The following is a 25,378-nucleotide window of genomic DNA, read 5'->3' as shown; positions in this document are numbered from 1 at the left end:
GGAAGCCCATGGCAACGACCACACCAGCCGGTGTGCGGGCTCACGCCAAGCACGGGGGAGGCTCCCCGGACGGCGCTCCGATGACGCACCGGCAGATCATGGAGGCCCTGTCCGGGCTGCTGCTCGGCATGTTCGTGGCGATCCTGTCGTCCACGATCGTCTCCAACGCCCTGCCCCACATCATCGGCGACCTCGGCGGCGGCCAGTCCGCCTACACCTGGGTCGTGACCGCCTCGCTGCTGGCGATGACCGCGACCACCCCGCTCTGGGGCAAGCTCGCCGACCTCTACAGCAAGAAGGCGCTCGTCCAGATAGCCCTGGTCATCTATGTCCTGGGCTCGATGGCGGCGGGCCTGTCGCAGAACCCGGGCATGCTGATCGCCTGCCGTGTCGTCCAGGGCGTCGGCGTCGGCGGTCTGTCCGCACTGGCGCAGATCGTCATGGCGGCGATGATCTCCCCGCGTGAGCGCGGCCGCTACTCCGGCTACCTCGGCGCCACCTTCGCCGTCGCCACCGTCGGCGGCCCGCTGATCGGCGGTGTCATCACCGACACCTCCTGGCTCGGCTGGCGCTGGTGCTTCTACGTCGGCGTGCCCTTCGCTGTGATCGCGCTGATCGTGCTCCAGAAGACCCTGCACCTGCCCGTGGTGAAGCGGGACGTCAAGGTCGACTGGGCGGGCGCGTTCTTCATCTCCGCGGCCGTCTCCCTGCTGCTGGTCTGGGTCACCTTCGCCGGTGACAAGTACGACTGGCTGTCGTGGCAGACGTACACCATGGTCGCGGGCTCCATCCTGCTCGGCGCGATCTTCGTCTTCGTCGAGACCAAGGCCGCCGAACCGATCATCCCGCTGCGGCTGTTCCGCAACCGCACCATCACCCTGTCGTCGCTGGCCTCACTCTTCGTGGGTGTCGCGATGTTCACCGGCACGGTGTTCTTCGCCCAGTACTTCCAGCTGGCCCGCGACAAGTCCCCGACGATGTCGGGTGTGCTGACCATCCCGATGATCGGCGGCCTGTTCGTCTCCTCCACCATCTCCGGCCAGATCATCACCCGGACCGGCAAGTGGAAGGCCTGGCTGGTCGCCGGCGGCGTGCTGGTCACGGCCGGTCTGGGCCTGCTCGGCACCCTGCGCTACGACACGGACTACTGGAAGGCTGCCGTGTTCATGGCCCTGATGGGCCTCGGCATCGGCATGATGATGCAGAACCTGGTGCTGTCCACGCAGAACCAGGTGGCGGCGAGCGACCTCGGCTCCGCCAGCTCCACGGTGACCTTCTTCCGGTCCCTCGGCGGTGCGGTGGGCGTCTCCGCGCTCGGCGCCTTCATGGCCCACCGGATCACCCACTACTTCTCCGACGGCCTCGCCGACCTCGGCCCCCGTTACGCCCGGCTGGCGGCGACGTCCAGCTCCGACGGTGCCATCCCGGACCTGGCGAAGATGCCGACGCCGCTGCGCACCCTCATGGAGAGCTCCTACGGCCACGCCATCGGCGATGTCTTCGCCGTCGGCGCGTGCCTGGTGTTCCTCGCCTTCGTGGTCACGCTGTTCATCAAGGAGGTCCCGTTGCGGACACAGGGCGGACTGGCACAGGCCGCCGCGGCCGAGGCCGAGGCGGAGGCGGAGGCGGAGACCGAGGCCCCCGTGGCCATCGCGACCGCCGCCGCCGGACTCACCGTCCCGGCCGAGGAGAAGGTCCCCGCCTGGGCCGTCGCGAGCACCGGGTCCCCGGCCGACGGCACGGCCGTCCAGCAGCAGCACGCCGCCGTCGCCACCCTCGCCGCACCCGGCGACGTCCCGGCGGCCGGCGGCACCCCGGTGCGCGGCTACGTCCGCGGCGCCGAGAGCGCCGCGGTCCCGGGCGCAGCCGTCACGCTGATCTCCCTGGCGGGCAGCCAGCTCGGCCGTTCGGTCGCGGGCGGCGACGGCTCCTACACCGTCAACGCGCCCGGCACCGGCTCGTACGTCCTGATCGCCTCCGCCGACGGCTACCAGCCGCAGGCGTCCACGATCGTGGTCAACGAGGAGCCGCTGGCGTACGACATCCTGCTCAGCGGCACCAGCGGTCTGACCGGTGTGGTCCGTGCCGCCGAGACCGCGCTGCCGGTCAAGGACGCCATGGTGATCGTCACCGATGTCCGCGGTGATCTGCTGGCCACCGCCATCACCGGCGAGCAGGGCGACTTCGCCCTCGCCGAGCTGGTGCCGGGTGCCGTCACCGTCGCGGTGAACGCCGTCGGCTTCCGGCCGCGCGCCCTGCCCGTCGAGGTGGGCGGCACCGGGGTGACCCGGGTCGAGATCGACCTCGACTCCGGCGCCCAGGTCCAGGGCGTCGTACACGCCCCGCACGGCCCCCTCGCGGACGCCCGGGTGACCCTGGTGGACGCGGCGGGCAATGTGGTCGGCACCGCCACCACCGGCGCGGACGGCGCGTACGCCTTCACCGACCTGAACAGCGGTGAGTACACCGTCATCGCCACCGGCTACCCGCCGGCGGCCACGGCGGTGACCGTGAGCGGCCGCGGTATCGACGACCACGACATCGCACTCGCCCACCCGGGCGAGTAGGCCGGACCCCGGTCCGCGGGGGGCGCGCTCTGAGCGGAGGTGCGCCCCCCGCGGACCGGATTTTTTGAGCCTTCTACGGGGATATTCAAGGATTTAGAGGGAGACCACACGATGGCACTGACCGCACGGATCCGTACCCGCGACGGATGGGCCGTGTCGCACGCGGTCGTCACCGTGACCGACATGACCGGTACGCAGGTGCTGCGCGCCGAGGCCGACCCGGAGGGAGCCGTCCGCGACACGACCACGCTGGCGCCCGGGGCCTACACGGTGATCGTGACCGCGATCGGCTACGCCCCCGCCGCCTCCAGCGCGATCGTCACGGCGAGCGGCCGGGCCGAGATCGGCACCGTGACGCTGGCCCGCCAGGGCGGCGCCGAGCTGCCCCCGCCCGGGCCGTGGACCATCGACCCGGTGCACTCCTCGGTGGGCGCGGTCGCCCAGCACCTGGGCATCTCGAGCGTGCACGGGCGGTTCACCGAGTTCTCCGGGCGGATCGAGATCGCCCCGGACGAGGTGGAGAAGTCCCGGGTCGAGGCGGCCATCAGCGCCGCCTCCATCGACACCGGCAACGGGATGCGCGACACCCATCTGCGGTCGGCCGACTTCCTGGACGTGGAGGCCTATCCGCAGATCACCTACCACTCGACCGGTGTGACGGCCGCGGGCTCCGACCGCTGGACGGTCCACGGCGAGCTGTCCATGCGGGGCATCGTCCGCCCGGTCGATCTGAACCTGGCCTACCTCGGCACCGGCGCCGACCCCTGGGGCGGCACCCGCGCGGCCTTCCGCGCCACGGCCGAACTGCGCCGCGAGGACTTCGCGATGAACTACAACCAGGTCCTCCAGGCGGGCATCGCCGCGATCGGCACCACCCTGCGGGTGGAGCTGGACATCCAGGCGGTGCAGGGCGAGTCACTTCCCCAGGCGTAGGCACGGCAGGGACACCCGCACCGGCCCGGTGACGCCCTAGGCTTCCGTCCCATGGCACCGAACATCGCGACGAACACCGCCGTATCGCGGGACGGACTGCTGGACTTCGTCCGTCCCCGGCACCGTGCGATCCTGCTCACCCGGCGCGCCGACGGAAGCCCCCAGGGGTCCCCGCTGACCTGCGGGGTCGACGACTCGGGCCGGATCGTGGTCTCCACGTACCCGGAGCGGGCCAAGGCCCGCAACGCCAAGCGGGACGAGCGGGTCAGCCTGATCGTGCTCAGCGACGAGTGGAACGGCCCCTGGGTCCAGATCGACGGCACCGCCGAGGTCCTCGACACCCCGGACTCGGTCGAACCGCTCGTCGAGTACTACCGGAACATCGCGGGCGAGCACCCGGACTGGGACGAGTACCGGGAGGCCATGGCCACGCAGGGCAAGTCGATCATCCGGATCACCCCGCTGAAGTGGGGCCCGGTGGCCACCGGCGGCTTCCCGGCCCGCCTGGCGCCCGGCCAGGAGTGACCGCCGACGGGGCGGACCGTCAGGACCATCCGGGCCGCCCCGCCGGAGACCGTCCGGGGCTGCCCCGTCGAGGCCGTCGAGGCCGTCGAGGCCGTCGAGGCCGTCGAGGCCGTCGAGGCCGTCGAGGCCGTCGAGGCCGTCGGAAGCCGCCCCGTCAGCCGCGGGCGACCATGGCCTCGATCCCCGCGATCAGCGTCTCCAGCGCGAAGGCGAAGTCGCGGTCGCGCGCCTCCTCCACCGTCCCGGCGCTGCGGGCCTCGATGAGGTCCGCGGAGCGGTGCGCGACCTCGCTGTGCTCCGGGCTCTCGGTCACCGCGCTCAGCGCCTGGCGCACATACTCGTCCTGGGTCGTCCCGGCCGCCGCGCAGCGCTCGATGAAGTGGCCCTCGATCGTGCCGAATCCGTACACGAACTGGAAGACCGCAGCGATCGCGCCCATCAGGCCGTGCGGGGGCAGTCCGGTCAGCCGGATCGTGCGCTGCACGGTGAGCGAGAAGGCCACGGCGTGCGGGCCGATGTTGAGGAACCGCCCGGCCAGCGGCGACAGCCAGGGGTGGCGCACCAGCAGCGCCCGGTACTCCGCGGCGAGCGCCCGCAGTTGCTCGCGCCAGTCCCCGTCCGCGTCCTCGGGCGGCAGCCGCAGCTCCCCGAAGACCGCGTCCAGCGCCAGCTCCAGCAGATCGTCCTTGGTGTCGACGTACCAGTAGACGGACATCGCCGTGACGTTCAGCTCCGCGGCCAGTCGGCGCATCGAGAAACCGGCCGGTCCCTCCGTGTCCAGCAGCCGTACGGCCGCCCGGGTGATCCGGTCGCGGTCCAGTCCGGAAGGCTGGCCGCCCTGGCGCGAGGCGCCGCGTGGTGCCTTGCCCTCCAGCCAGACGCTGGTCCGTGCCGGCCGACCGGTCCGCTGGGCTGTCCTCGTCATGGCGCACCTTCCTCGACACTCCGACCGTTCCCGCAGTCTTCCCCTTCCGCCGCCGGGAAAAGCGGTGGGCCGGACACCTGCCCGGCCCACCGTGTCGGGGTCCGCCCCCGTGACTGCCCGGCCGGCCGTCAGCCGCCGGTCCGCTGTGTGAGGTCGTAGAAGGTGGCCGAACCGACCGTCACCTTCGTGAAGTTCTTCTCGACCCACGAGCTGATCTGCGAGGAGATGTCCGAGCCGCCGCTGCGGCCGCCCCGTTCGCCGCCGCCGGGACCGCCGCGGAAGCCGCCGCCGGAGACGAAGTAGTGGATCCTGCCCTGCGCCACGTCCTTCTGGAACTGGGCGAGGGTCGGGGACGGGTCGCTGCCGTTGAAGCCGCCGATCGCCATCACCGGGTCCCCGGTGGCGAGCTGGTAGCTCGCGGCGTTCTGGGAGCCCACGGACGCGGCCACCCAGGTGTACTTCCCGGCCTCCTTCTCCAGCAGCTTCCTGGCCGCCGAGTCGACCTTGGCGCCGTCGAGGAGACCGCCCATGCCGCCGCCCTCGCGCCACCGGCCGCCACCGGGGAAGCCCTGCTGCCCGTTCTGCCCGGTGCCGTTGCCCTGCTGCCGGTTCTGGCCCTGGCCGCCCCCGCCCGGCATTCCGCCGCCGGGGAAGCCGCCGGTGCCGGCGCCCGGGAAGCCGTTGCCCTGGGGGCCGCCGTTCTGGGCGCCGCCGCCCGGGAAGCCGTTGCCGTGCTGCCCGTTCCCGCCCCGCGTCCGGCCGCCGAAGCCGCCGTGCATGCCGCGGAAGCCGCCGGGACCGCCCATCCGGCTGGCGCCCGCCGGACCGGCCGTGACGATCGAACCGGTGTGGCCCTGGTCGACCGTGGACAGGGTGTACGCGGCCGGACCCGCGAGGGAGGCCGCAAAGCCCAGGCCCACCGTCGCGAGGGCGAGGCGCCGTCCGAGCCGGGCCACGAAGACCAGGCCGAGGGCGGCGGTCAGCCCGCCGACCAGGACCAGCCACTTCAGCCAGGGCAGATAGTCCGGCGTGCGGTTGAGCAGCACATACCCCCAGGCCGCGGTCGCGGTGGCGGTGGCCGCGAGGGTCAGCGACGCCCAGGTCCTGGACCGCTCCTCCCACAGGATCGTGACGCCCATGCCGACCAGGGCGGCGAGATACGGGGACAGGGCCACCGTGTAGTACTGGTGGAAGATTCCGGCCATGTAGCTGAAGACACCCGCGGTCATCAGCAGCGAACCGCCCCAGACCAGGAACGAGCTGCGCGTCAGGTCCGCCCTGCCGCCCTTGCGGGACAGGACGAGACCCGCGACCAGCAGGATCAGCGCGGCGGGCAGCAGCCAGGAGATCTGGGAGCCGACCTCGTCGCCGAACATCCGGCTCCAGCCGGTGGAGCCCCACTGGCCGCCGCCCGGTCCGCCGCGCATGCCGCCGCCGACACTGCCGGTCTCGTCGCCGTTGATCCGGCCGAAACCGTTGTAGCCGAAGGTCAGTTCCAGGAACGAGTTGTTCTGGGAGCCGCCGATGTACGGGCGCGAGGACGCGGGCCACAGCTGGACGACCGCCACCCACCAGCCGCCGGAGACGACCATCACGACCGCCGCCAGGCCCAGCTGCGCCAGCCGCTTCCTGAGCCGGACCGGCGCGCAGACCCCGTAGACCACCGCCAGGGCGGGCAGGATCAGGAAGGCCTGGAGGGTCTTGGTCAGAAAGGCGAGACCGACCGCGGCCCCCGCCCACAGCAGCCACTTGGTGCGGCCGTCCTCCAGGCCCCGCAGGACGAAGTACACGGTGAGCGCCATCAGCAGCGCGAGCAGCGCGTCCGGGTTGTTGAAGCGGAACATCAGCGCCGCGACCGGGGTGAGCGCCAGTACTCCGCCCGCGATCAGACCGGCGGCGGGGCTGAAGCGGCGCCGCACGGCCGCGTACACCACGGCGACCGTGAGCACGCCCATGACGACCTCGGGGACCAGGATCGCCCAGGAGTTCAGCCCGAAGGCCCGCACCGACAGGGCCATCGGCCAGAGCGAGGCCGGGGGCTTGTCGACGGTGATCGCGTTGCCCGCGTCCAGCGAGCCGAAGAAGAACGCCTTCCAGGACCTGCTGCCCGCCTGGACCGCCGCCGAGTAGAAGGAGTTGGCGTAGCCGGAGGCGCTCAGGCCGTACAGGTAGAGCAGCCCGGTGGCGAGCAGCAGGGCAAGGAGGGCGGGGCGGACCCAGCGGGGGTCCTCGGGCCGTCCGCGCCACAGCCGCCGGGCGAGCGGCTGCCGGGGCTCGCCCGCGCCGGGCGCGGCCGGGGCGGCCTCCCCCGGCGGGACCGCGGTGGGCGGCCCCCCGGAGCCGGGACCCTGCCCCTCGTGCCGGGTCGACTGCTCGTACTGCGTGGTCATCGGTAGTCCCTGGGGTCGGTGTCCTGCGGACGCACCGGTGCGGTGACGTCCGTGCGGGCGGCGCGGTCCACGTCGGCGGCGGCGCGGATCCGGGCGGTGGGGATGTCGTACGGGGAGTGCGGCGCCGCGGGCCGCGGCAGCCCGGGGAGGTCACCCCGGAGCTCGTACGGGTACGGCGCGTCCGGCGCGTCCCGCGGTCCGCGCCCGGGCCGCGAGGACGGGGCGTGGGCGGCGGCCGGGCCGTGCGCGGCGGCCGGGAAAGGCGTCCGGTCGCCCTCGCGCCGGTCCGGGAAGACCCAGGCGCGGAAGAGCAGGAAGCGCAGCACGGTCGCGGCGAGGTTGGCGGCGATCAGCACCGCCAGTTCCGTGGAGTGCGCGGGGTTGCCGACGGCCTCGTGCAGGGCGGCGAGGGAGCCGCTGGTGAGGACGAGCCCGATGGCGAAGACGGCCAGTCCCTGCGCCTGGTGCCGGACGGCGCCGCCCCGCCCGCGCACCCCGAAGGTGAGCCTGCGGTTGGCCGCGGTGTTGGCGACGGCCGAGACCAGCAGGGCGAGCGCGTTGGCGGTCTGCGCCCCGGAGAACTGCCGGAAGAGGCTGTAGAGGACCAGATAGAAGAGGGTGGACAGGCCGCCCACCACACAGAACCCGACGAGCTGCCGGGCCAGTCCCCGCGGTACGTCCTGGATGTCCCGGTCGCGCGGGTCGTCGCCGAACGGCCGGGCGAGCCGGTCCAGCGGCAGCGAACCGGTGGCCAGCGCCCGGCCGATCCGCCACACGCCCTTGAGGTCCTCGGTCGCCGTCCGCACGATGTGCACCGTCGAGTCGGGGTCGTCGACCCAGTCGACCGGGACCTCGTGGATCCGCAGCCCGGCGCGCTCCGCGAGGACCAGCAGCTCGGTGTCGAAGAACCAGCCGGTGTCCTCCACCAGCGGCAGCAGCACCTGGGCCACCTCGCGGCGGATCGCCTTGAAGCCGCACTGGGCGTCCGAGAAGCGGGCCTGGAGCGAGCCGCGCAGGATCAGGTTGTAGGCCCGGCTGATGAACTCCCGCTTCGGGCCGCGCACCACCCGGGAGGTGCGGGCGAGCCGGGAGCCGATCGCCAGGTCGGAGTGGCCCGAGATCAGCGGTGCCACCAGGGGCAGCAGCGCGTTGAGGTCGGTGGAGAGATCCACGTCCATATAGGCGAGGACGGGGGCGTCGGAGGCCGACCACACGGTCCGCAGCGCGCGGCCGCGGCCCTTCTCCTCCAGTCGGCGGGACCTCACCTCCGCGACCCGCTCCGCCAGCCCCGCGGCCACCTCGGGGGTGGTGTCCGTGGACGCGTTGTCGGCGATCGTGATGCGGAAGGCGTACGGGAAGGTGCGGCGCAGATGCTCGTGCAGTCTGAGCACACAGGGCCCGAGGTCCTTCTCCTCGTTGTAGACGGGGATCACTACGTCCAGGACCGGCGCACCGGCTCCGGCGGCCGGGAGGTGCTCCCGCGCCGGCAGGGTGCCGGGAGAGGAATCGGTTCGCATGGGACCGACTCTTCTCAAGTCCCCTGTCGCACCCGTGTGGTGACACTGTGGTGTGCCTGTGAGTATGGCGGCGCGCCCTCCCCGGGGACGGCCGGGAGCCCGTCCGTGGCGGCCGCGGGCACCTGCACGGTGAATACCGTCCGCCCGGGGGCGCTCTCGACGGTCACCGCGCCGCCGTGCGCGGTGACCACGGCCTGCACGATGGCGAGCCCGAGTCCGGTGGAGCCGGTGGCCCGGGAGCGCGCCGAGTCGCCGCGCGCGAACCGTTCGAAGACATGGGGCAGCAGCTCGGGCGGGATGCCCTGGCCGTCGTCCTCGACGTCCACACACAGCAGGGCCCCCCGCCGCCGGACCCGTGCGGTGACGGTGGTGCCGGGCGGGGTGTGGGAGCGGGCGTTGGCGAGCAGATTGACGAGCACCTGCTGAAGGCGTGCGGCGTCCGCCAGGACGAGCGCGGGCTCGTCCGGCAGTTCGAGCCGCCAGTTGTGGTCCCGGCCCGCCGCGCGCGCGTCGCTGACCGTGTCCACGACGAGCGGGACGAGGTCGGTCCGCTCGAACCGCAGCGGACGGCCCGCGTCCAGCCGGGCGAGCAGCAGCAGGTCCTCGACGAGCAGGGTCATCCGCCCGGCCTCGGACTCGATCCGGCCGAGGGCGTGCCGGGTGTCGGGCCCGGTCTGCTCGTGTCCCCGCCGGGTCAGCTCGGCGTAGCCGCGGATGGAGGCGAGGGGGGTGCGCAGCTCATGGCTGGCGTCGGCGACGAACTGCCGTACCCGCATCTCGCTCTGCTGCCGTGCGTGCAGGGCGCCGTGGATGTGGTCGAGGAGCCGGTTGAGTGCGGCACCGACCTGGCCGACCTCGGTGCGCGGGTCGGTCTCGGACTCCGGCACCCGCTCGTTCAGGGTGACCTCGCCGGTGTGCAGGGGCAGTTCGGACACCCGGGTGGCGGTCGTGGCCACCTTGCGCAGCGGCCGCAGGGCGAGCCCCACCAGCACGGACCCGGCGATCCCGGCGGCGACCAGACCGGCGGCGGTGACACTGACCTCGACCACGACGAGGGTGTCGATGTTGTCGGTGACGTCGGAGGTGGGCAGCCCGATGTAGTAGTTGCCGCGGGTGCCCTCCAGATACGTCACCCGGTATGCGCCCCGGCCCGGTATGTCCACGGTGTGGATGCCCGTCTTCGGCACGGCGGCGAGCGCGGCCACTCCCGCGGAGTCGAGCCGGGTGGGGACGATGCCCTTGAAACCGCCGCTGCTGTCGTTGCGCAGATCGGCGACGGCCGCCTTGACGATCCGGCCGTCGGAGTCGGCCACCGCGGCGACCGTCCCGGCCTGCGCCCCTCCCCGGGTGACGATGAAGTCGAGTTTGTCGTCCGTCGAGACGAGCTTCGGCGAGTCCGGCAGGGCGGAGGCCCCGGGCGGCGACACCCCGGGGTCGTCGGGGCCGGGCGGCACCGCCTCCGGTGCCCCCCTGGGCGCTCCGGCGGCGCGCCGGGCGGCCTCGACGACCTGGGCGTTCTTCTGCTGATACAGGTGCTGGCTCAGCGCTATGGTCGTCACCGTGCCGATCACCGCGCACACCACGGCGATCAGGGTGACCGCCGAGACGACGAGCCGGGTCCGCAGCGAGCGCGGCTGCCGTCCCCGCCGCTGCGTACGCGGGCGCCGCCGCCCGTTCACGACACCGCTGGCTTGATCAGGTAACCGGCTCCGCGCCGGGTGTGGATCATCGGCTCGCGACCGGCGTCGATCTTGCGCCGCAGATACGAGATGTACAGCTCGACCACATTGGCCTGGCCGCCGAAGTCGTAGGACCACACCCGGTCGAGGATCTGCGCCTTGCTGAGCACCCGGCGCGGGTTGCGCATCAGAAAGCGCAGCAGCTCGAACTCGGTTGCGGTCAGGTGGATGTTGTCCCCGCCCCGGGACACCTCGTGGCTGTCCTCGTCCAGGGTGAGGTCGCCGACGACCAGCACGGACTCCGAACGACGGTCCGCGGCACCGGCGCGCCGGATCAGCCCGCGCAGCCGGGCCACGACCTCCTCCAGACTGAACGGCTTGGTGACATAGTCGTCCCCGCCCGCGGTCAGGCCCGCGATCCGGTCCTCCACCGCGTCCTTGGCGGTCAGGAAGAGCACCGGCACCTCGGGCAGTTCACGGCGCAGCCGCCCCAGGACGCTGAGGCCGTCCATGTCCGGAAGCATCATGTCCAGCACCACGGCGTCGGGCCGGAAGTCCCGCGCGCTCTGGATCGCCCCCTGCCCGTCCCCCGCACTGCGGATCTGCCACCCTTCGTACCGCAGGGCCATGGAGAGCAGTTCGGTGATCGACAGCTCGTCGTCCACCACCAGCACACGGACGGGGCTCCCGTCCGGCCTCAGCAGTTCGGTGCGCCCCTGGGGCGAGGTCGTGGTCATGGTGGACACCTTGTCCGCACCCTCTGAGAGAGCCCTTTCACCCGTCTGTGTTTTCCCTGAGAAACACACAGGCACCTCTCAGGAAAGTCCTGGGAGCAGCCCGGACGCACCCCCGTCCCCACCCGAAGCGCCCCTGTCCGCACAGCCCCTGAACGCCCCTCAGAACAGCCCGTCCTGCACCCCCGTTTCCCCCTTCTCCACCGCCCCTCCGACCTCCCGGACCGGCACGGTCAGCTCCCCGTCGGCCGCCCCCGTCAGCTCCCACCCGCCGATCAGCCGCGAATCGAGGACGACGACCCCGCGCCCGGTGGCCAGATGGAGGTCGGGCCCGGCGACGGCCAGCAGCTCACCGCTCACCGCCCCGCCGGGGACCAGCTCGCTCACCACCCCGTCGATCCGCACCGGCCCCGCCAGCCCGAACACCTCGCCGTGGTCGACCGCCCGGAACGGCGCCCGCTCCAGCGACTCGGGCCAGCCGGCGAGCGCCACCGCCCGCGCATGCAGCTCCGCCACCTCGGCGGCCCGCTCCCCGGCCGGGGGCAGCGCGGCCCGCACCGCGCGCTTGTCGGCGTACGGAATCCGGTCCGGGACCCCCAGCGCGGCCCGCAGCAGCTCCTCGGTGCGGCGCGCCGCCATCAGGGGCCCGCACCCCAGCCAGCTGAAGCAGACGGCGCCCTGCTCCAGCAGCCGCGCCGACTCCCGCTCGGCCGCGGTGATCCCGACCTTGACCATGCCGGGCCCGAACCAGGCCAGATACACCCGGTACGGCCGCGGATCATCGGCCGCGGTGTCGGCGGCCACCGAGTGGGCCCGGTCGAGCCGCGCGCACTCCTCGCACCGCGCCCCGGTACTCCGCCCCGAAACCCCGGCCCGCAGCGGGCAGTCGTTCCCCCGCGCCCCCACACAGGTCCGGGCACTCCCCGCCGGGACCGCGAAGGCGACCCGCCTCCCCCGCTCAAGGCCACTGCGCCGCCCCCCTTCCCATCGCAGCACCGGCCCGCCGCCCCGCCACGACAGCCCCGCACATCTCCACACCCGACTCATCACCACCGAGCGTAGGGGGCCGGACTGACAGTCCAGAGACGGCCGGGACGTCGTCGTCCGGCCGACCGCACATCTGATATCTCAGATTCTATAGTTGGTATCTCACCCCTGATCAACGCGTCATGGTGGGACGCCACTCTCCCCCCACGCGACCGAGCAAGGAGTCGAGCCGATGACGAACTTCGAACCGATCACAGGCCGCTATGTCATGGTCAATGACGCGCGCACCTATTTCGACGAGGCCGGGGAAGGCACCCCAATCGTGCTGATTCACCCGGGGGCCACGGACTCCCGGATCTACAGGCATCTCCTGCCGCTGCTCGCCGAGCGCGGATACCGCGCGATCGCGCCCGACCTTCCCGGGCACTGCCGTTCCTACCCCGCACAGTGGAAGCCCGGGGCGTCCATACACGACCATGCGGAATTCGTGGACGCGTTCGTGAAAGCGGTGCTGCCCGGAGAGTCGCCCTTCGTGCTCGGCGCCTCCGTGGGAGGCCTCACCGCCCTGGATCTCGCCGCTCACCACGGTGAGCACTATCGAGGTGTCGTCTCGATGCAGGCGGCGTCGTGGACACCGCTGTCGGCCGAGGCCGCCGCAATGCTGTCCGGCCGGACGGCCGCGCCCGACGCAGGGTGGACCGATCACCTCGAGCATGCGGCGGTGGCCTCGGCGAGCAAGAAACTGACCCCCGAGCAGGAAACAGAGCTGAGGTGGCTGCAACGCAGCACCTCCCAGCAGGCCGGGAAGCTCGACGGCCAGGCGTGGGCCTCCCACGATCTGCGCGGGCGGCTCGGCGATGTGCGGTGCCCGGTCCTGATCGTCCAGGGCACCGACGACTTCCTCGTACAGGACGAGCTGGTCGATGCCACGGTCGCGGAGATGGGCCCGGTGGCGCGACTGCTGAGGGTGCCCGACATCGGCCATTACCCGCCGTTCGAGAACCCGGAGTGGGCTGCACAGATCACGGACGATTTCATGAAGGCCCATTCCTGAGATCTAAGAGAAAGGTTGTAAGATCACAGACTGCTAGAATGAACTAAAATGAAGGGGTGAAGTATCTCCCGGCCATCCTCAGCACGAGCCACTCCGGCCTGAACGCCACCGAACGCGCATACCTTGCGATCAAGCGGCGGATCATCGAACTGGAGATTGAGCCGGGCGCCCATGTCACCAAGACGGAGCTGACACAGCTGGCGGGGGTCGGCGCGATGCCGGTGCGGGAAGCCCTGACCCGGTTGCAGCGCGACGGGCTGGTCCAGGCGCTGCCCCGCTCGGGTTACCGCGTCCTGCCCGTGACTCTGAAGGGGGCGCGGGATCTCTGCGCCTTCCGGCAGCTGCTGGAAACCGAAGCCGCCGGGCTGGCGGCGGAGCTAGGCTGCCCGGACGACGATCTTGCCCGGATGGAAGAACTCCTCACCATGACTTACGAGTTGGGGAACGCGGAGAGCGTCAACGCCTTTCTCCGCTCCAACTTCGAGTTCGACGCCATCATCGCCAACAGGTGCGGGAACGACATGCTGGCGCAGTCGATCACTCAAGTCTTCGACGAGCTCGAACGCATCGTGCGGATCACCTTGAAGTCGCTCGCCTTCTCGACATCGGCAGCGCAGGAGCGGCAGGCGATTCTGGACGCCATCCGGGAGCGTGATCCTGCTGCGGCCCGGAAGGCCATGGAGATCCGGACCCGGGCCTCACAGAGCCAGATCATCGACGCGCTCATTTCCAGCGCGTCGATCGCCGAGGCCAGCATCCGGGTCTCCTGAAACCGCCGAAGAGCGGTCTCCTGCCCAGGAGGGCCGTCGGCGTCCTTGCCTCGTACGCGCTACCGTGCTGCTCACCTCCAGCTCTCCACATCCGGCACGCAGCCTGGGTACCGTCACAGCAGAAGCCTCGACGGATGGAGCACGATGCCTCGCCGCCTGCTGGACCGCTGGCGCCCCACTTCTGAGGGGGCGCGCTGATGCTGGAAGAAGCCGAAGAGATCGGCCGTCGCGTACGCCGCGCGCGGCTCCGTCTAGGGATGCCCCAGGCCGACCTCGCCGCCGCCCTCGGCAAGACGCAGGGCTGGGTGTCCAAGATGGAACGCGGACAGATCGAGCTGGACCGCGTCGGCCTGCTCAACCTGATCGCCTCGGAGTTGCACGTACATCCGAACGATCTGATCGGGCGGCCCTACAACAGCTCTCCCGCCGAGAATCAGTGGCAGGCCGCTGCCTCGGCGATCCTGCGTGAGCTGCGCCGGTACGACCTCACCCCCGTCTTCGACGGCCCCCCCCGTCCCACCCAGCAGTTGTGGCAGGAGACAACCCGGCTTCACCGGCTCCGTGATGCTGCTGCCAACGTGGCGATCATGGAGGTGCTTCCCGACCTGTTCCGCGAGACGCGCGCTCTGGCCGAGGTCTCCACGGGGCACGAGCGGGAGGAGGCATACGCGATCTACGCGGTGTGCTGCAAGTTCGCCCATACGGCCGCACACGCCCTCGGTCACCCTGAGCTTGTCGCCATGGCGTGTGAAAGGGCCGCCTGGTCCGCCCGTCAGTCCGCAGATCCCGTGATGCCCGCCGTCGCCGACTGGATGCGCGTCTGGGACATGTGGGCCACGGCCGACTGGGACGACGCCCTCGCCCTCTCCGACAAGGCCATCCGCAGCGTGCAGCAGGAATACGAGCGGGGTGATCCACTCGCCGTGCGGGCGTGGGGAACGCTCCAACTGCGCGCCGCCGTTTCCGCCGCGCGAGCTGGCCGCCGCGCGGAGGCCCGGGACCGTATCAAGCACGCGTGGACCGCGTCCGGCCGGATGTCGCAGACCGAGAGTCCTCCGGTGTACGACCGCCACAGCCTGACGTTCTCGCCGGGCAACGTGCAGATCCACGCGATCAGCGTCGCCCTGGAGATGCACGAACAAAGGCGGGCTCTGTCGATAAACCGGCGCATGCACCCGGCGGCGATCGAGGCGCTTCCCAACTCCCGCCGCAGTCACCACCACATGGACCTGGCGCGAGCCTGGCTGTGGGACGGGAACCGCGACAAGGCGCTGAGCGAACTGGAGATGGCCGAGCGCATCGCCCCCCAGCTCATCCGTAATCACCCCATCGCCCGGTCAACCCTGCGCAGCGTCGTGTACGCCGAGCGAACGAGCACCCGCGAGAAGCTGCGCCGCATGTCGGACCGCTTCCACCTGGACGGCTGAGGGTCGTATTCCTGCGGCTCATATTCGGCGGGGAAGACCTCCCTAACTTCGGAGCATGGCCGAACGAACCGCGAAGCAACTACCCACACGGGGCGTCCAGTTATTCGCTGGCGTCCCGTTCCACCCCCGCCTGGGTGACCTCGCTCTCGACCTTGCGCGGGACGGCGAGATCGGAGTGGTCGTCGCCCTCCCCAGCGATGCGTCAGCGTCGTACCAACTGCGACCTCCTGGTGGCGGCGCGGACTGGCGGGCCAGGTCCGACGGAAGCACGCTGCGTACGGTGCCTGTCCCGGTCACGCACGTCACGCCGATGAGGCGCGATGCCCTATACGACCATCGTGCGCAGCAGGCCGGTCTGCCCGTCACCGTGCACTACGAGGACGGCGGCACCTGCGAGACAGTGCTCGTCCTCACCCCGGCGCAGGTTGAGCTGTACTCCATCCAGTTCACACAGCTCATCGCCGCGAGGGAATCGGCACGGGAGCTCGCGCGGTGAGCCCGGCCGTGCTGATGCCCGCCCCGCCGCTTCTGCACGTGTCTCGATGCGGTCACCCATGACCTTCCGCTGTGAAGCGACCGCCCACAACCTCAGCGGCACCCGCGAGACCCACTCGCCACGTTGTCGTGGCCGTTCTCCGCGCCTCGCCGCCCGTTGGGCCCCGCGCTGAAGCACACCCGCCGCTCTGCGGCGCTGCCCTGCCCATCTACCGAGGGGAAGACGCGGTGATCACCCATCCCGTATCGCCGAACACCGTGCTCGCCAACGCGCTCACGAGTGCGGAAGACCTGCTCAGGCCGCACATCGTCAACGCGGAACCCGAGCGGATCGTGTTCACGGTGGGAACGCAGATCAACGGAGCCCCGCACATCGGAACGTCCCTGGTCCAGGCGCTCACCTTCGCCACGGCGGCCCGCATCCGGGACCGGTTCGGCGTCCCTGCCGTGGTGCAGTTCGGTGCTCTCGACAACGCCCCGTACGCCATCGTCACCGACAAGGCGAGCGGTCACCGCTACCAGCGCGCCTACGCTCACGCCCTCGGCGCGGCCGGCATCGCCGAGCAGATCGACACGCTTTACCGACCCCTGTTCACCGCCCTTTCTGAGCGGCTGAAGGTGCCGTTCTCGGTCGAGACGTACACCCAGCAGCAAGCGGCCCAGCGCTTCCGGCGCACCTGGCTGCGCGTCCTGCCCCGCATGGACGCTGCCCGCTGGTACCTGTCCCCGTCGTCCGGCATCCTCGTCGACGGTGCCCTACAGGCGGTCGGCCTCACCCGCGGGCAGTTGCCCGCCCGGCTGTTCTGCCCCCAGGTGGTCGCGGACACGGGCGCGAAGCTGTCCAAGTCCCTGATCCGCGAGGGGCGCGCACCATTGCCCGACGGGGCGGCCCCATGGATGCTCGACACCCGGGAGTGGCCTGGCTCGTTGGCTGACTACGTCGACTGCTTGCTCGGTGTGACCGACGTGTTACTCGCGGACCCTCGTCACTTCTACCGTTCGTACTCGGCCGGTGAACTCGGCCGACTCATCTCCACTACAACAAACTAGGAGCGCTCCCGCCCGATGACGGAAACAGCCGCCGCGCGCGTTCACGAACTGAACCTCTACCGCCGGTACTTCGACCTCGTCGCTGCCGGTCAGAAGACGATCGAAGTGCGGGTGAAGTATCCCCACCTCGAAGACCTGGCCGCCGGAGACGTCATCCGCTTCCGCATCAAGGGCACAGACGAGACGTGTGACGTCCTGGTGAAGCAGGTCACGGAGTACAAGACGTTCGAGGAACTGCTCGACGAGGAGGGTCCAGCGAACGTCAATCCGGCCTCCTCCCGCGAGCAGCAGCTCGCCAACATCCGCGAGATCTACCCCGCGGAGAAGGAAGCCCTCGGCGCACTTGCCATCGAAGTCGAGCTGCTGCCCCAGTAAGGCCCCCGAAGGGCCCGGTGGCTGACCGAACTGGCCGGCATCCGCCAGAGCTGCGCGCAGGGCAAGGACCCGAAGCGCGCCACGGGACGACAGCAGTGCTGTACGACCTTGAAATGCCAGAGGCCCCGGATCTCTCCGGGGCCTCTGATCTGATGTGCACTCGGCAGGATTCGAACCTGCAACCTTCTGATCCGTAGGATCGGGCGGGCTCATCTGCAGGGCTTCCGTAATCGTCCGCCGTGATCGCTGACAGTTGTGCTGGACAGCCTGTGCGTGTCGCCGTTGCCGTCAAGGCTGCCGTCATCCCTAAGCCGCAGCCATCGCCAGAACAGTCCTCAGGGCAGGCATGGCAGCAACAGATCAAAGAGTCTGCTGAACCAGTTCCTTGCCAGATGCTCCACAGATACGCTGCGTCCTACACGATCAGCAGCGGGTGACCTGGAGGTTACGTGGCGGACCCCATAGACACGGACGCTCCAGATGACTCCGGCTCAGTCACCGTGGAGCGCTTCGAGTACCAGGCGCACGCCACCTTGCGTTCGGTGCTCCAGATGCTTGCCGGCACTGGTGTGCTCCACGTTACATGCGAACACATTGAGGACATCGTTGTAGCCACGACTCCGCCTGGCACTCCCAACGGAGATGTGCACTGGGATTTCCAGCAGATCAAGACACGCGAGAGCCCCGACCCGTGGGGTCTATCCGCAGTTCTCGATGCAAAGCCGCTGGCAAGCCTCTGGCGGACTCATAAGGCAGTACGCGACTTGGGGCTCACGTACTGTCTCACTGCCGGCCTGGAAGGCCTAATGGACCCCGGCGACGAGGATGTCCAGGCGCTGGCTCGTGGACGCGGAGCCGAAAAAGAGGCCCGCCTCAAGCGAATAGCAAGGCGAGTGAAGATTACGCCAGAAGAGGCGGCCACGTTCCTGCCACTGGTGCGCATTCAGCAGCTACCTCGGCGCATCGACATCGAGAGCAGAAACATCTCAGCACTTGGCGAGCTGGGCCCGCAACTCGTAGGCGCTGAAGTTAAGGCGCTTTATGACGAGCTTACCCGACGTGCCCGCGAAGCCATGCAGGGAAAACTAGGCCCCCGCTGGCCATCGCTAATCACTGCGCCAGAACCTGAAGAAAGAGTTCTACAAAAAAGGATCACAGCGTCCAGCGTCGCAGACATTCAACGTCGGCTGCTGAGACCAGATCACGTACTATTGCAGCGAATCACACAAGACCTTACACAAATCCAGACGCCACTTGTTCGAAAAATGCGGGCCGGAGTAGCATCTGCCGGAATCATCGAAAACGCCCAACTTCTACGCGCAAACGCCGATAGTTACAGACTGACTGAAGAAGCAATGGGAACCTGGAAAGGCGACGACAAGCTAGAGGAAGACTTGGACCAGCGACTGCTGATTGCCGCACGGACAGTTGTTGCTCTCCATAGCGGGGTCCGTCCCAGCCCCGCTGACACCATCTTCTCAACCTTGCTGGATAAACTTACCAGCCAGGCTGAATCCTACGATCGCAACCCTCTGTATGGTAAAGACGGAATGCTCTTGATGGGGCGCGCCTGCTCTCTTTCCGACGCATGCAACTTCGGATGGGGAAGCGTCAATGACTAGTTCAATTACCGCCCCCTCTGCGGACGCACAAGCACGACTCCTGCTGCTCATTGATGTGTTCTCCGGGACTCGCGGGACCGAGGCACTTGAGGGCAGAATGAAGCTTGCAAAACTCGACTTCCTGCTGCGTTACCCAGATCGCCTAGAACAGTTGCTGCGCAACCGAAAGATCGACATCGATCTCGGTGATAACCCTTGGCTAACAGGCGCTATCGAGCAACGAATGATCAGATACAGATACGGCCCATGGGATCCAACCTACTATGGCCTCCTTGGTGCTTTGATGGGTAAAGGCTTGATTGAAGCAACAATGGAAAAGGGAAACGCTGCGTATCGCACAACAGAATCTGGAAGGGAAGTCTCCAGCGCTCTAGATGATACAGACAGCTGGCGTCCCGTAAAGGCTCGAGCTCGACTCCTCAAACGCCACTTGAACTACTCCGGAGTGAAGCTTCGCGACCTGATCTACGAAAACTTTCCAGATATCGTTGACGCCGAGTTGGGAACGCCGCTATGAGACTTGCAGTCGAGAACCTAACGCTCGTCGGCACTACGCGATCTGTCGATTTCAGCCCTGGCATGAACGCCATTACAGGTGGCATGAGCGGCGGCAAGACTGCTGCGGTGAGTTGTCTTCGAGCCTTGCTCGGTGGAAAGGTTGATGTCGTTCCCGAACTCGAAGGCCGAACCGTGGGCGGCACCGTTCGGATCGGGGATCGAAAATTCCGCATCATTCGGCGTCTTGTGACGACACCGACCGCCAAAGTTGAAATCGCCGAGATTGGTTCACAGAACGCTTGGCGACTCCCAGTATCACAACTGGAACCTGGCTACGATCTGACCTTCCGCGACTGGCTATTGGATCAGCTCGGCCTACCACGAGTTCGCGTCCCGAAAGCGCCCACCAAAGACACCAGCGATCTTACGCCAGTCTCAATCAGCGACTACTTGATGTACTGCCTCTTGCGTCAGCAAGAGATCGACACGTCAGTTTTCGGAACTCCGGACAACTACAGTAAAAACATCAAGCGCAAATACGTCTTCGAGATCCTCTACGGCCTCTACTCACCCAAATCCGCAGAGCTGCGCGAACAGCTTCGAAAGGTCATTTCTCAACTAAACGCTCTAACTGTGGATGCGGATACGTTGGAACGTATTCTGGCAGAGACCCCATTTGCCTCACGTGCGCAATTGGAGATGGAGCAGACCGACACGGTGAGCCGGCTCGAACGCGTGCGAGCATCTAGCCGCACGCTGTCAGCAAGCAGTACTGACCCACGAACTGTGCAACTGCGACAGTCAGTCGCTCAAGCAGATGCTCAGCTCAGCGCAATTGATGAACGCGTTCAGGCAGAGACTGCATCACTGGAATCCTTGACGAACCTTCGGGATCAACTGGTAGCCCAGAGTCGTCGTCTGACTCGCGCCCTGATCGCAGAACGGCTGCTCAACGACTTTGAGTTCCACAGTTGCCCTCGTTGCGGTGCTGCGGTGCCAGAACGCGGCGATGACGACACTTGTCGCCTCTGCTTGCAAGAACCACCTCGCAAACCATCGCCAAGCACACTTGCTGCGGAGCAGGACCGTGTGATCGAGCAAGTCGCAGAGACCGAACGGCTAATTGAGCGTAGCGAGGAGCGCTTGAAGCAACTTGGCCAGGCTCGTATTCATCAAGCCGAGATCAGGAGAAAGGCGGGAGAGCAGCTTGACCAGGCAGCCTCGTCATTTTTGACGGACTACGCCGATACAATCAGAAGTCAGGCCGCTAATGAAGCTCGCCTCGAAGAGCACCTCGCCGGCATCGAAGACGCCTTGAAGCTACATTTGCGCCTCGCAGACCAGACCGAACGCGTCGCCAGACTTGAGCGTCAACGGGATCAGGTAACGAGCGAAATCGAAAAGACTCGTCACAGCGATCCTGCAGTAGCCGCACGACTGGTCCGACTCGATGAGGCTTTCGAAGCTGTTCTACGCGAATTCGATGTACCCCGTTTCGACAATAGCGCAGCCTCATACATTGATCGAAAGACTTACCTGCCAGTCGTAGATGGACGCCCGTTCAATAAACTGCAATCTCAAGGCGTCTCCGTTCTAGTAAACGTCGCCCATGTTTTGGCACATCAAATGGTTTCGCTGGAAGATTCGGACAGTCTCCTACCCAACATCCTCATCATTGACGGTGTGGGGAGCAACGTAGGACATGAGGGTGTCGATCTAGAAAGACTCCGTAACGTCTATCGAACCCTCTACCAGGCAACGCTTGATCATCCCGACGAGCTTCAGATCATTGTCACAGACAATGATCCGCCACCGATTGATGGTGTCCATATCGCACTACAGCTCTCGGATACTGAGCGGTTCGTACCTGCCACGCAGGAAGATGAACTGGCCGATCCTGAGTCACCATGACGAGCCTTCTGGATGGCGCGGTCCTGATCACACGACAGCCACACCACCCGTAATCACAGTCACAGCATGCGTTCACACCACAGACTGCCGGTTGTACCGTGCGCATCAGCCGAGGTACGGCACATCACGATGCTCCAGGAAGTGACCGATCCGCAGCCGCTGCGTGTGGTGCATCGGCAGTTGCTCAATCTCCTCCGGCGGGACGAACCGCAGCTCCGTTGACTCCTCCGAGATCGCGAGTTGGCCGCCGACCACGCGGGCGGTGAAGCAGACGTTGAACTGTCTGCGCACCTCGCCGTCCGAGTAGGCGATGACGTGGCGAGGGTCGGTGTACGTGCCCACGAGCCCGGTGATCTCCACGTCCAGACCCGTCTCCTCCTTCACCTCCCGGACGGCAGTGCCAGGAAGTGAGTCGGCCATCTCCATGCCGCCGCCGGGGAGAGCCCAAAGGTCGTTGTCCCGCCGGAGCTGCAAGAGCAGGCGCCCTTCGTCGTCGGTAACCACGGCGGACGCGGCGACCACCATGCTGTTTGGCTCAGGTGCCGCCGGGTCGTCGTAGTACTCGGTCCGTGCCACGGTCACTCTTCCCTTACTGGTGTTGCGGTGTCCCATACAGCGTCGAAGCTGCTGGCGTAGGTGTCGAACATCCCGCCCGGTTCGCTGCGGCGGAGGTGCCACACCGGGGCGCCGTAAGCGTTCACGCCCCACACGTGGGCGTTGACCAACGCCTGGTCATCCGCACGATAGATCGAGTTGTAGAGCGTGGTCGCATGAGTCCGCACCTCGATGCCAGGTACCCCGGCAAGGGGGCGGTAGTGCATGAGTGCAAGTCGGCATCGGGACTCGATTCCGTGCCCGAACCGCTCCTCCTCGCCGCGCTGTTGCACGTTTGGACTGTCCGGGTCACCGATCGCGATTCGCACTGCACACCCGTCCGCAGCTCGCTCCCGCAGCAAGTCATTGAGCCGCGGATACGCCTCATGCAGGAAGACGGCTGCGTACACCAACACGTCAATGTGCGCGCGGGCTTGGGCCAGCATGTCCACAAGGGTGGACACGGGGATGTCCGCCCGCTTGTCGTACAGAGCCACCAGTTCCGGACTGACAGCGCGGGCAGGGCGAGCCTGCCGGAGCGCGGGCCATAGAGCGTGCACGTCTTCCCCTAGCGTTTCCGCTGCCAGCATGGCGGTTGCACGACGTGGTGTTCGCCCCTGGTTGACCCATCGTTCGATCGACTTGGGATCGACTTCGACCTTGTCCGCGAGGGCGCTATACGTCCAGCCGCCAGCTGCCATGGCAGCTCGTAACCTCTCGTTCGGCATTTCAATCTCTCCTAAGACCTGGGGACGGCACCAGGGACGTTCTACCCGATGCGGGACGTCCCCAACTGGTGTTCTGCGGTGGTTCCGACGTCCCGATGAGCGGCAGGATGCTCGTTCGCATGGCGAGCAACCAGCAGACCAGACCAGGCATCGGTGAACTGGCGAAGGACACTGCCACCGGCCGTATCGGCGTCGTCATGGCGGAGGTCGGCGCCCGGGTGCAGATGAGACCCGTTGGTGGCGGCATCGAGTGGGATGCCATGCCGGACGACGTGGTGGCACCGCCTGCAAGGGAGGAACTGAGCGCCCGACTTGCCATCAAGAACGGCAACAGCCGGGGCGGGCTGTGATGCGCGCCATCGGCCGGTACGCGGGGGTTCTGTTCGTCATCGTGATCAGCGGGTCGTGTGGCCTGGTGATCGGCATGGCCTTCGGTATCAGCCAGTAGACCGGCCGCCCCGAATGGGGTGCCACATCCCTTGGCTCCCCTTCCCCGTTCGGGGGGTCTTCTAGGCCCCGCCTGTCAAAGGCCACGCCTCGACGACCGGTGCGGGCGCAAGTACCAGACCACAGAGACAATCAAGGAGCATTCGCATGACGGCAACGGCCAACGACCAGAAGACCGGGCGCATGGTGGCCGGTGAGGAGCTGTTCGAGAGCCTCACGCACTTCGTGGTCCTCCACAACGGGCAGTCCTCCGACCGGGCAGAGCGGATCGCGGACCAGGCGGTGGCCTTCGTGGTCGCCGCCGCGACCGCAACCGTCCCCATGGTCCCGTCGGACGACGTGGACCTCGGTCTGCACGCGCTCATCCTGCATACGAAGGAGTACGCCGACCTGTGCCAGCGGTTCGCCGGCCGCTTCCTCCACCACAACCCGAAGCCGGGCGGTGGCGGGCGTGACCCGGAGATGGTCGCCGCCTCCGCGCACGCGATGAAGGCGGCCGGGTTCATGGTCTTCGACGACCTCTGGACCGTGGACGGCACCAACCTCGCACAGTGCGACTCGGACTGCGGCCGTCCGTACGGTCAGGCGTAGCGACACGACACCAGCGGCGCGGTCGACCTCAATTGGGGTCGGCCGCGTTGCCCGGAAGGAGAACTGACGTTGTCCGGGACACCCCCTGAACTGCCGATCGTCGTGGCCGATGCGCTCATGCCCAAGGCTCAGCGCCTGGTTGTCAATCGCCGGGGCTCCATGGTCTGGGAGGTTGAGAGCCATCGAGGGCAATACGCCGTGAAGGTCGGATATCCGATCGAGGCTACGGCCGACTGGCCCGCCCAACCCTGGACAGCGCTGGCCCCCGCACGCGAAGGCGCCGTGCTGTATCGGATCGGCTTCAACGACTTCGCGTACGGTGAGTGGGAGCGGGGCACCTGGAACTTCCAGCCGTGGCGCGAGGGGCCCGACCTCTACGAACTCTGGAAGCCCTGTCGTGAGCCGGACTCTCGTACTGAACCGCACATCAGCGTGGCCCTCGGCTGCGTAGAGGCACTGGCCGAACTGCACGCCAAGGGCTGGGCCCACGGCGACGTTCAACCCGCGCACTTCATCATCGGACCGGAGCGCACGCACCTCATCGACCTGGCTTTGGCCCGGGGTGGGCACATCCCCGAGTGGTACGACTTCCCGTTCCGCGGCTGCCTCGTCCACTACGAAGCGCCGGAGATCGCGCGCAGCGTGCTTGCGACCGGAGAGGCCGAGGCGACGCAGGAAGCCGACGTGTACGCGCTCGGCGCGTCCCTGCTCATTTCCGCTACGGGCTGGCGAGCCGTCGAGTACCCGGACGACGCATCCCGCCCTGAGCAGAGACGAGCCGTTGCGAGTGGCAAACGCCGACCAGTGCGGGTGCACGGCGAGCTGGGCGAACTGATCGACGCCATGCTCAGCTCGGCGCCCGAAGACAGGCCCACGATCTACGAGGTCGGTAAGGCCCTCAGCTAAGCCTTAGACCCACAAGCAGAAGACCGGACCACCCCTCCGCCTGGACAGCATTCAGGGTGGCCCGGTCGCGGAATCCCTGTTCAGGACCCCGGTGCCGATGGTACCGGGGCGGTTGGCGTGCTCGAATTCGGGTGTTGCTGCAACCTCGGCTCCGAGTTGGAGAGGTGTTCTGGCCTGAGCCACCGAAAGTCAGCCACGACGGCGGGTGCGCCGAACGAGCACTCGTCACGTGTGTCTCCAGCAACCCCCCGCCGGTCTCAGCCACGCCTCGTCCACTCGTCACGGCCCTCGGCCCTCTCCCGGCCTGGGCGTTGGCGACCAGAGTCTTGGAGCATCGGCGTGCCTGCGGCTTTGAGTTCTGTCGGCTGCGGAGCGTGGGTCGGTCGGGGTGGCAGGGTCTCGCTTGGTCGGTGTCGGCCTGGTTCTGGCGCTCGGACTGGTCGGGTTGCTTCCTGCTCTGGCTGTCCGCATCGGCGGTGCTGCGCGCTGAGCGGGTGGGGGCCGCCGGAGCGGTGGCGGAGACAAGGAGCGGCGGCGGCCCCAGGCCGCCCCCGCGCGCGGGCCCCCCGAGGCGGGGCGCCGGTTTCACCGGGGACCAGGCCAACAAAAACCTAGGGGGGCGGGGCACCCCCCGCGCCCCCCTAGCCCCCCGC

At 68.3% G+C, this 25,378-nt stretch carries 23 protein-coding genes; 15 read left to right on the top strand and 8 right to left on the bottom strand.

Features of this window, described 5'->3' with window-relative positions; translation table 11 throughout:
• Window positions 1–8 precede the first annotated feature (8 nt).
• The 3 genes from ACIHAA_RS27880 to ACIHAA_RS27870 all read left to right on the top strand — a co-directional run bounded on the left by ACIHAA_RS27880 (window position 9) and on the right by ACIHAA_RS27870 (window position 4,025).
• Window positions 9–2,567, top strand: a complete 2,559-nt coding sequence (locus ACIHAA_RS27880) for an MFS transporter (RefSeq protein WP_399821890.1) — start codon at window positions 9–11, stop codon at window positions 2,565–2,567.
• Between the two features lie 111 nt (window positions 2,568–2,678).
• A complete protein-coding gene (locus tag ACIHAA_RS27875; RefSeq protein WP_399821888.1) occupies window positions 2,679–3,500 on the top strand; it encodes a YceI family protein in 822 nt (273 codons plus the stop codon).
• A 51-nt stretch (window positions 3,501–3,551) separates the two neighbouring features.
• The gene (locus tag ACIHAA_RS27870) at window positions 3,552–4,025 is read left to right on the top strand and encodes a PPOX class F420-dependent oxidoreductase (RefSeq protein WP_399821886.1); all 474 of its coding nucleotides are present in this window, start codon (window positions 3,552–3,554) and stop codon (window positions 4,023–4,025) included.
• A 154-nt stretch (window positions 4,026–4,179) separates the two neighbouring features.
• On the opposite strand, the gene ACIHAA_RS27865 is transcribed toward ACIHAA_RS27870, so the two are convergent.
• The 6 genes from ACIHAA_RS27865 to ACIHAA_RS27840 all read right to left on the bottom strand — a co-directional run bounded on the left by ACIHAA_RS27865 (window position 4,180) and on the right by ACIHAA_RS27840 (window position 12,317).
• Complete coding sequence (locus ACIHAA_RS27865) at window positions 4,180–4,950, bottom strand: TetR/AcrR family transcriptional regulator (RefSeq protein ID WP_399821884.1); 771 nt, start codon at window positions 4,948–4,950, stop codon at window positions 4,180–4,182.
• Window positions 4,951–5,078: 128 nt separating this feature from the next.
• Complete coding sequence (locus ACIHAA_RS27860) at window positions 5,079–7,340, bottom strand: glycosyltransferase family 39 protein (RefSeq protein WP_399821882.1); 2,262 nt, start codon at window positions 7,338–7,340, stop codon at window positions 5,079–5,081.
• Entirely contained in the window at window positions 7,337–8,857 is a 1,521-nt protein-coding gene (locus tag ACIHAA_RS27855; RefSeq protein ID WP_399821880.1) for a glycosyltransferase, read from the bottom strand. Before ACIHAA_RS27855 ends, ACIHAA_RS27860 begins: the two co-directional genes overlap by 4 nt.
• A gap of 14 nt (window positions 8,858–8,871) precedes the next feature.
• Window positions 8,872–10,536 carry an ATP-binding protein gene (locus ACIHAA_RS27850; protein WP_399821878.1) on the bottom strand — a complete coding sequence of 555 codons (1,665 nt, stop codon included), beginning with the start codon at window positions 10,534–10,536 and terminating at the stop codon, window positions 8,872–8,874.
• Complete coding sequence (locus ACIHAA_RS27845; protein WP_399821876.1) at window positions 10,533–11,273, bottom strand: response regulator transcription factor; 741 nt, start codon at window positions 11,271–11,273, stop codon at window positions 10,533–10,535. Before ACIHAA_RS27845 ends, ACIHAA_RS27850 begins: the two co-directional genes overlap by 4 nt.
• A 159-nt stretch (window positions 11,274–11,432) precedes the next feature.
• Window positions 11,433–12,317 carry a DUF2797 domain-containing protein gene (locus ACIHAA_RS27840; protein ID WP_399821874.1) on the bottom strand — a complete coding sequence of 295 codons (885 nt, stop codon included), beginning with the start codon at window positions 12,315–12,317 and terminating at the stop codon, window positions 11,433–11,435.
• Between the two features lie 172 nt (window positions 12,318–12,489).
• Here ACIHAA_RS27840 and ACIHAA_RS27835 point away from each other — a divergent pair, with 172 nt between their 5' ends.
• The 9 genes from ACIHAA_RS27835 to ACIHAA_RS27795 all read left to right on the top strand — a co-directional run bounded on the left by ACIHAA_RS27835 (window position 12,490) and on the right by ACIHAA_RS27795 (window position 21,459).
• A complete protein-coding gene (locus ACIHAA_RS27835) occupies window positions 12,490–13,311 on the top strand; it encodes an alpha/beta fold hydrolase (RefSeq protein WP_399821872.1) in 822 nt (273 codons plus the stop codon).
• Window positions 13,312–13,367: 56 nt separating this feature from the next.
• Window positions 13,368–14,081, top strand: a complete 714-nt coding sequence (locus tag ACIHAA_RS27830; RefSeq protein WP_399821870.1) for a GntR family transcriptional regulator — start codon at window positions 13,368–13,370, stop codon at window positions 14,079–14,081.
• Between the two features lie 197 nt (window positions 14,082–14,278).
• Window positions 14,279–15,508, top strand: a complete 1,230-nt coding sequence (locus ACIHAA_RS27825) for a helix-turn-helix domain-containing protein (protein WP_399821867.1) — start codon at window positions 14,279–14,281, stop codon at window positions 15,506–15,508.
• 280 nt (window positions 15,509–15,788) lie between these two features.
• The gene (locus ACIHAA_RS27820; protein WP_399821865.1) at window positions 15,789–16,004 is read left to right on the top strand and encodes a hypothetical protein; all 216 of its coding nucleotides are present in this window, start codon (window positions 15,789–15,791) and stop codon (window positions 16,002–16,004) included.
• A 227-nt stretch (window positions 16,005–16,231) separates the two neighbouring features.
• Entirely contained in the window at window positions 16,232–17,053 is an 822-nt protein-coding gene (locus ACIHAA_RS27815; RefSeq protein ID WP_399821863.1) for a hypothetical protein, read from the top strand.
• A 15-nt stretch (window positions 17,054–17,068) separates the two neighbouring features.
• Window positions 17,069–17,428, top strand: a complete 360-nt coding sequence (locus ACIHAA_RS27810) for an ASCH domain-containing protein (RefSeq protein ID WP_399821861.1) — start codon at window positions 17,069–17,071, stop codon at window positions 17,426–17,428.
• A 449-nt stretch (window positions 17,429–17,877) separates the two neighbouring features.
• On the top strand, window positions 17,878–19,050 hold the full coding sequence (locus ACIHAA_RS27805) for a dsDNA nuclease domain-containing protein (protein WP_399821859.1): 1,173 nt from the start codon (window positions 17,878–17,880) through the stop codon (window positions 19,048–19,050).
• Entirely contained in the window at window positions 19,043–19,567 is a 525-nt protein-coding gene (locus ACIHAA_RS27800; protein ID WP_399821857.1) for a hypothetical protein, read from the top strand. The genes ACIHAA_RS27805 and ACIHAA_RS27800 overlap by 8 nt, the downstream gene beginning before the upstream one ends.
• Window positions 19,564–21,459, top strand: a complete 1,896-nt coding sequence (locus ACIHAA_RS27795) for a hypothetical protein (RefSeq protein WP_399821855.1) — start codon at window positions 19,564–19,566, stop codon at window positions 21,457–21,459. Before ACIHAA_RS27800 ends, ACIHAA_RS27795 begins: the two co-directional genes overlap by 4 nt.
• Before the next feature lie 105 nt (window positions 21,460–21,564).
• Here the strand turns inward: ACIHAA_RS27795 and ACIHAA_RS27790 are convergent, their stop codons facing one another.
• Both ACIHAA_RS27790 and ACIHAA_RS27785 read right to left on the bottom strand, forming a co-directional pair.
• Window positions 21,565–22,035, bottom strand: coding sequence for an NUDIX domain-containing protein (locus ACIHAA_RS27790; RefSeq protein ID WP_399821852.1), 471 nt, complete (start codon window positions 22,033–22,035; stop codon window positions 21,565–21,567).
• A gap of 2 nt (window positions 22,036–22,037) precedes the next feature.
• Window positions 22,038–22,781, bottom strand: a complete 744-nt coding sequence (locus ACIHAA_RS27785) for a helix-turn-helix domain-containing protein (RefSeq protein ID WP_399821849.1) — start codon at window positions 22,779–22,781, stop codon at window positions 22,038–22,040.
• Between the two features lie 107 nt (window positions 22,782–22,888).
• Here ACIHAA_RS27785 and ACIHAA_RS27780 point away from each other — a divergent pair, with 107 nt between their 5' ends.
• The 3 genes from ACIHAA_RS27780 to ACIHAA_RS27770 all read left to right on the top strand — a co-directional run bounded on the left by ACIHAA_RS27780 (window position 22,889) and on the right by ACIHAA_RS27770 (window position 24,725).
• Window positions 22,889–23,131 carry a hypothetical protein gene (locus tag ACIHAA_RS27780; protein ID WP_399821847.1) on the top strand — a complete coding sequence of 81 codons (243 nt, stop codon included), beginning with the start codon at window positions 22,889–22,891 and terminating at the stop codon, window positions 23,129–23,131.
• A 244-nt stretch (window positions 23,132–23,375) separates the two neighbouring features.
• The gene (locus ACIHAA_RS27775) at window positions 23,376–23,819 is read left to right on the top strand and encodes a hypothetical protein (protein ID WP_399821845.1); all 444 of its coding nucleotides are present in this window, start codon (window positions 23,376–23,378) and stop codon (window positions 23,817–23,819) included.
• A gap of 69 nt (window positions 23,820–23,888) precedes the next feature.
• Complete coding sequence (locus ACIHAA_RS27770) at window positions 23,889–24,725, top strand: protein kinase (protein WP_399821843.1); 837 nt, start codon at window positions 23,889–23,891, stop codon at window positions 24,723–24,725.
• The last annotated feature ends 653 nt before the right edge of the window (window positions 24,726–25,378 follow it).

It is taken from the genome of Streptomyces sp. NPDC052040 (assembly GCF_044548405.1).
Classification (GTDB): Bacteria; Actinomycetota; Actinomycetes; order Streptomycetales; family Streptomycetaceae; genus Streptomyces.
This window is presented reverse-complemented; position numbering and strand designations above follow the sequence as displayed.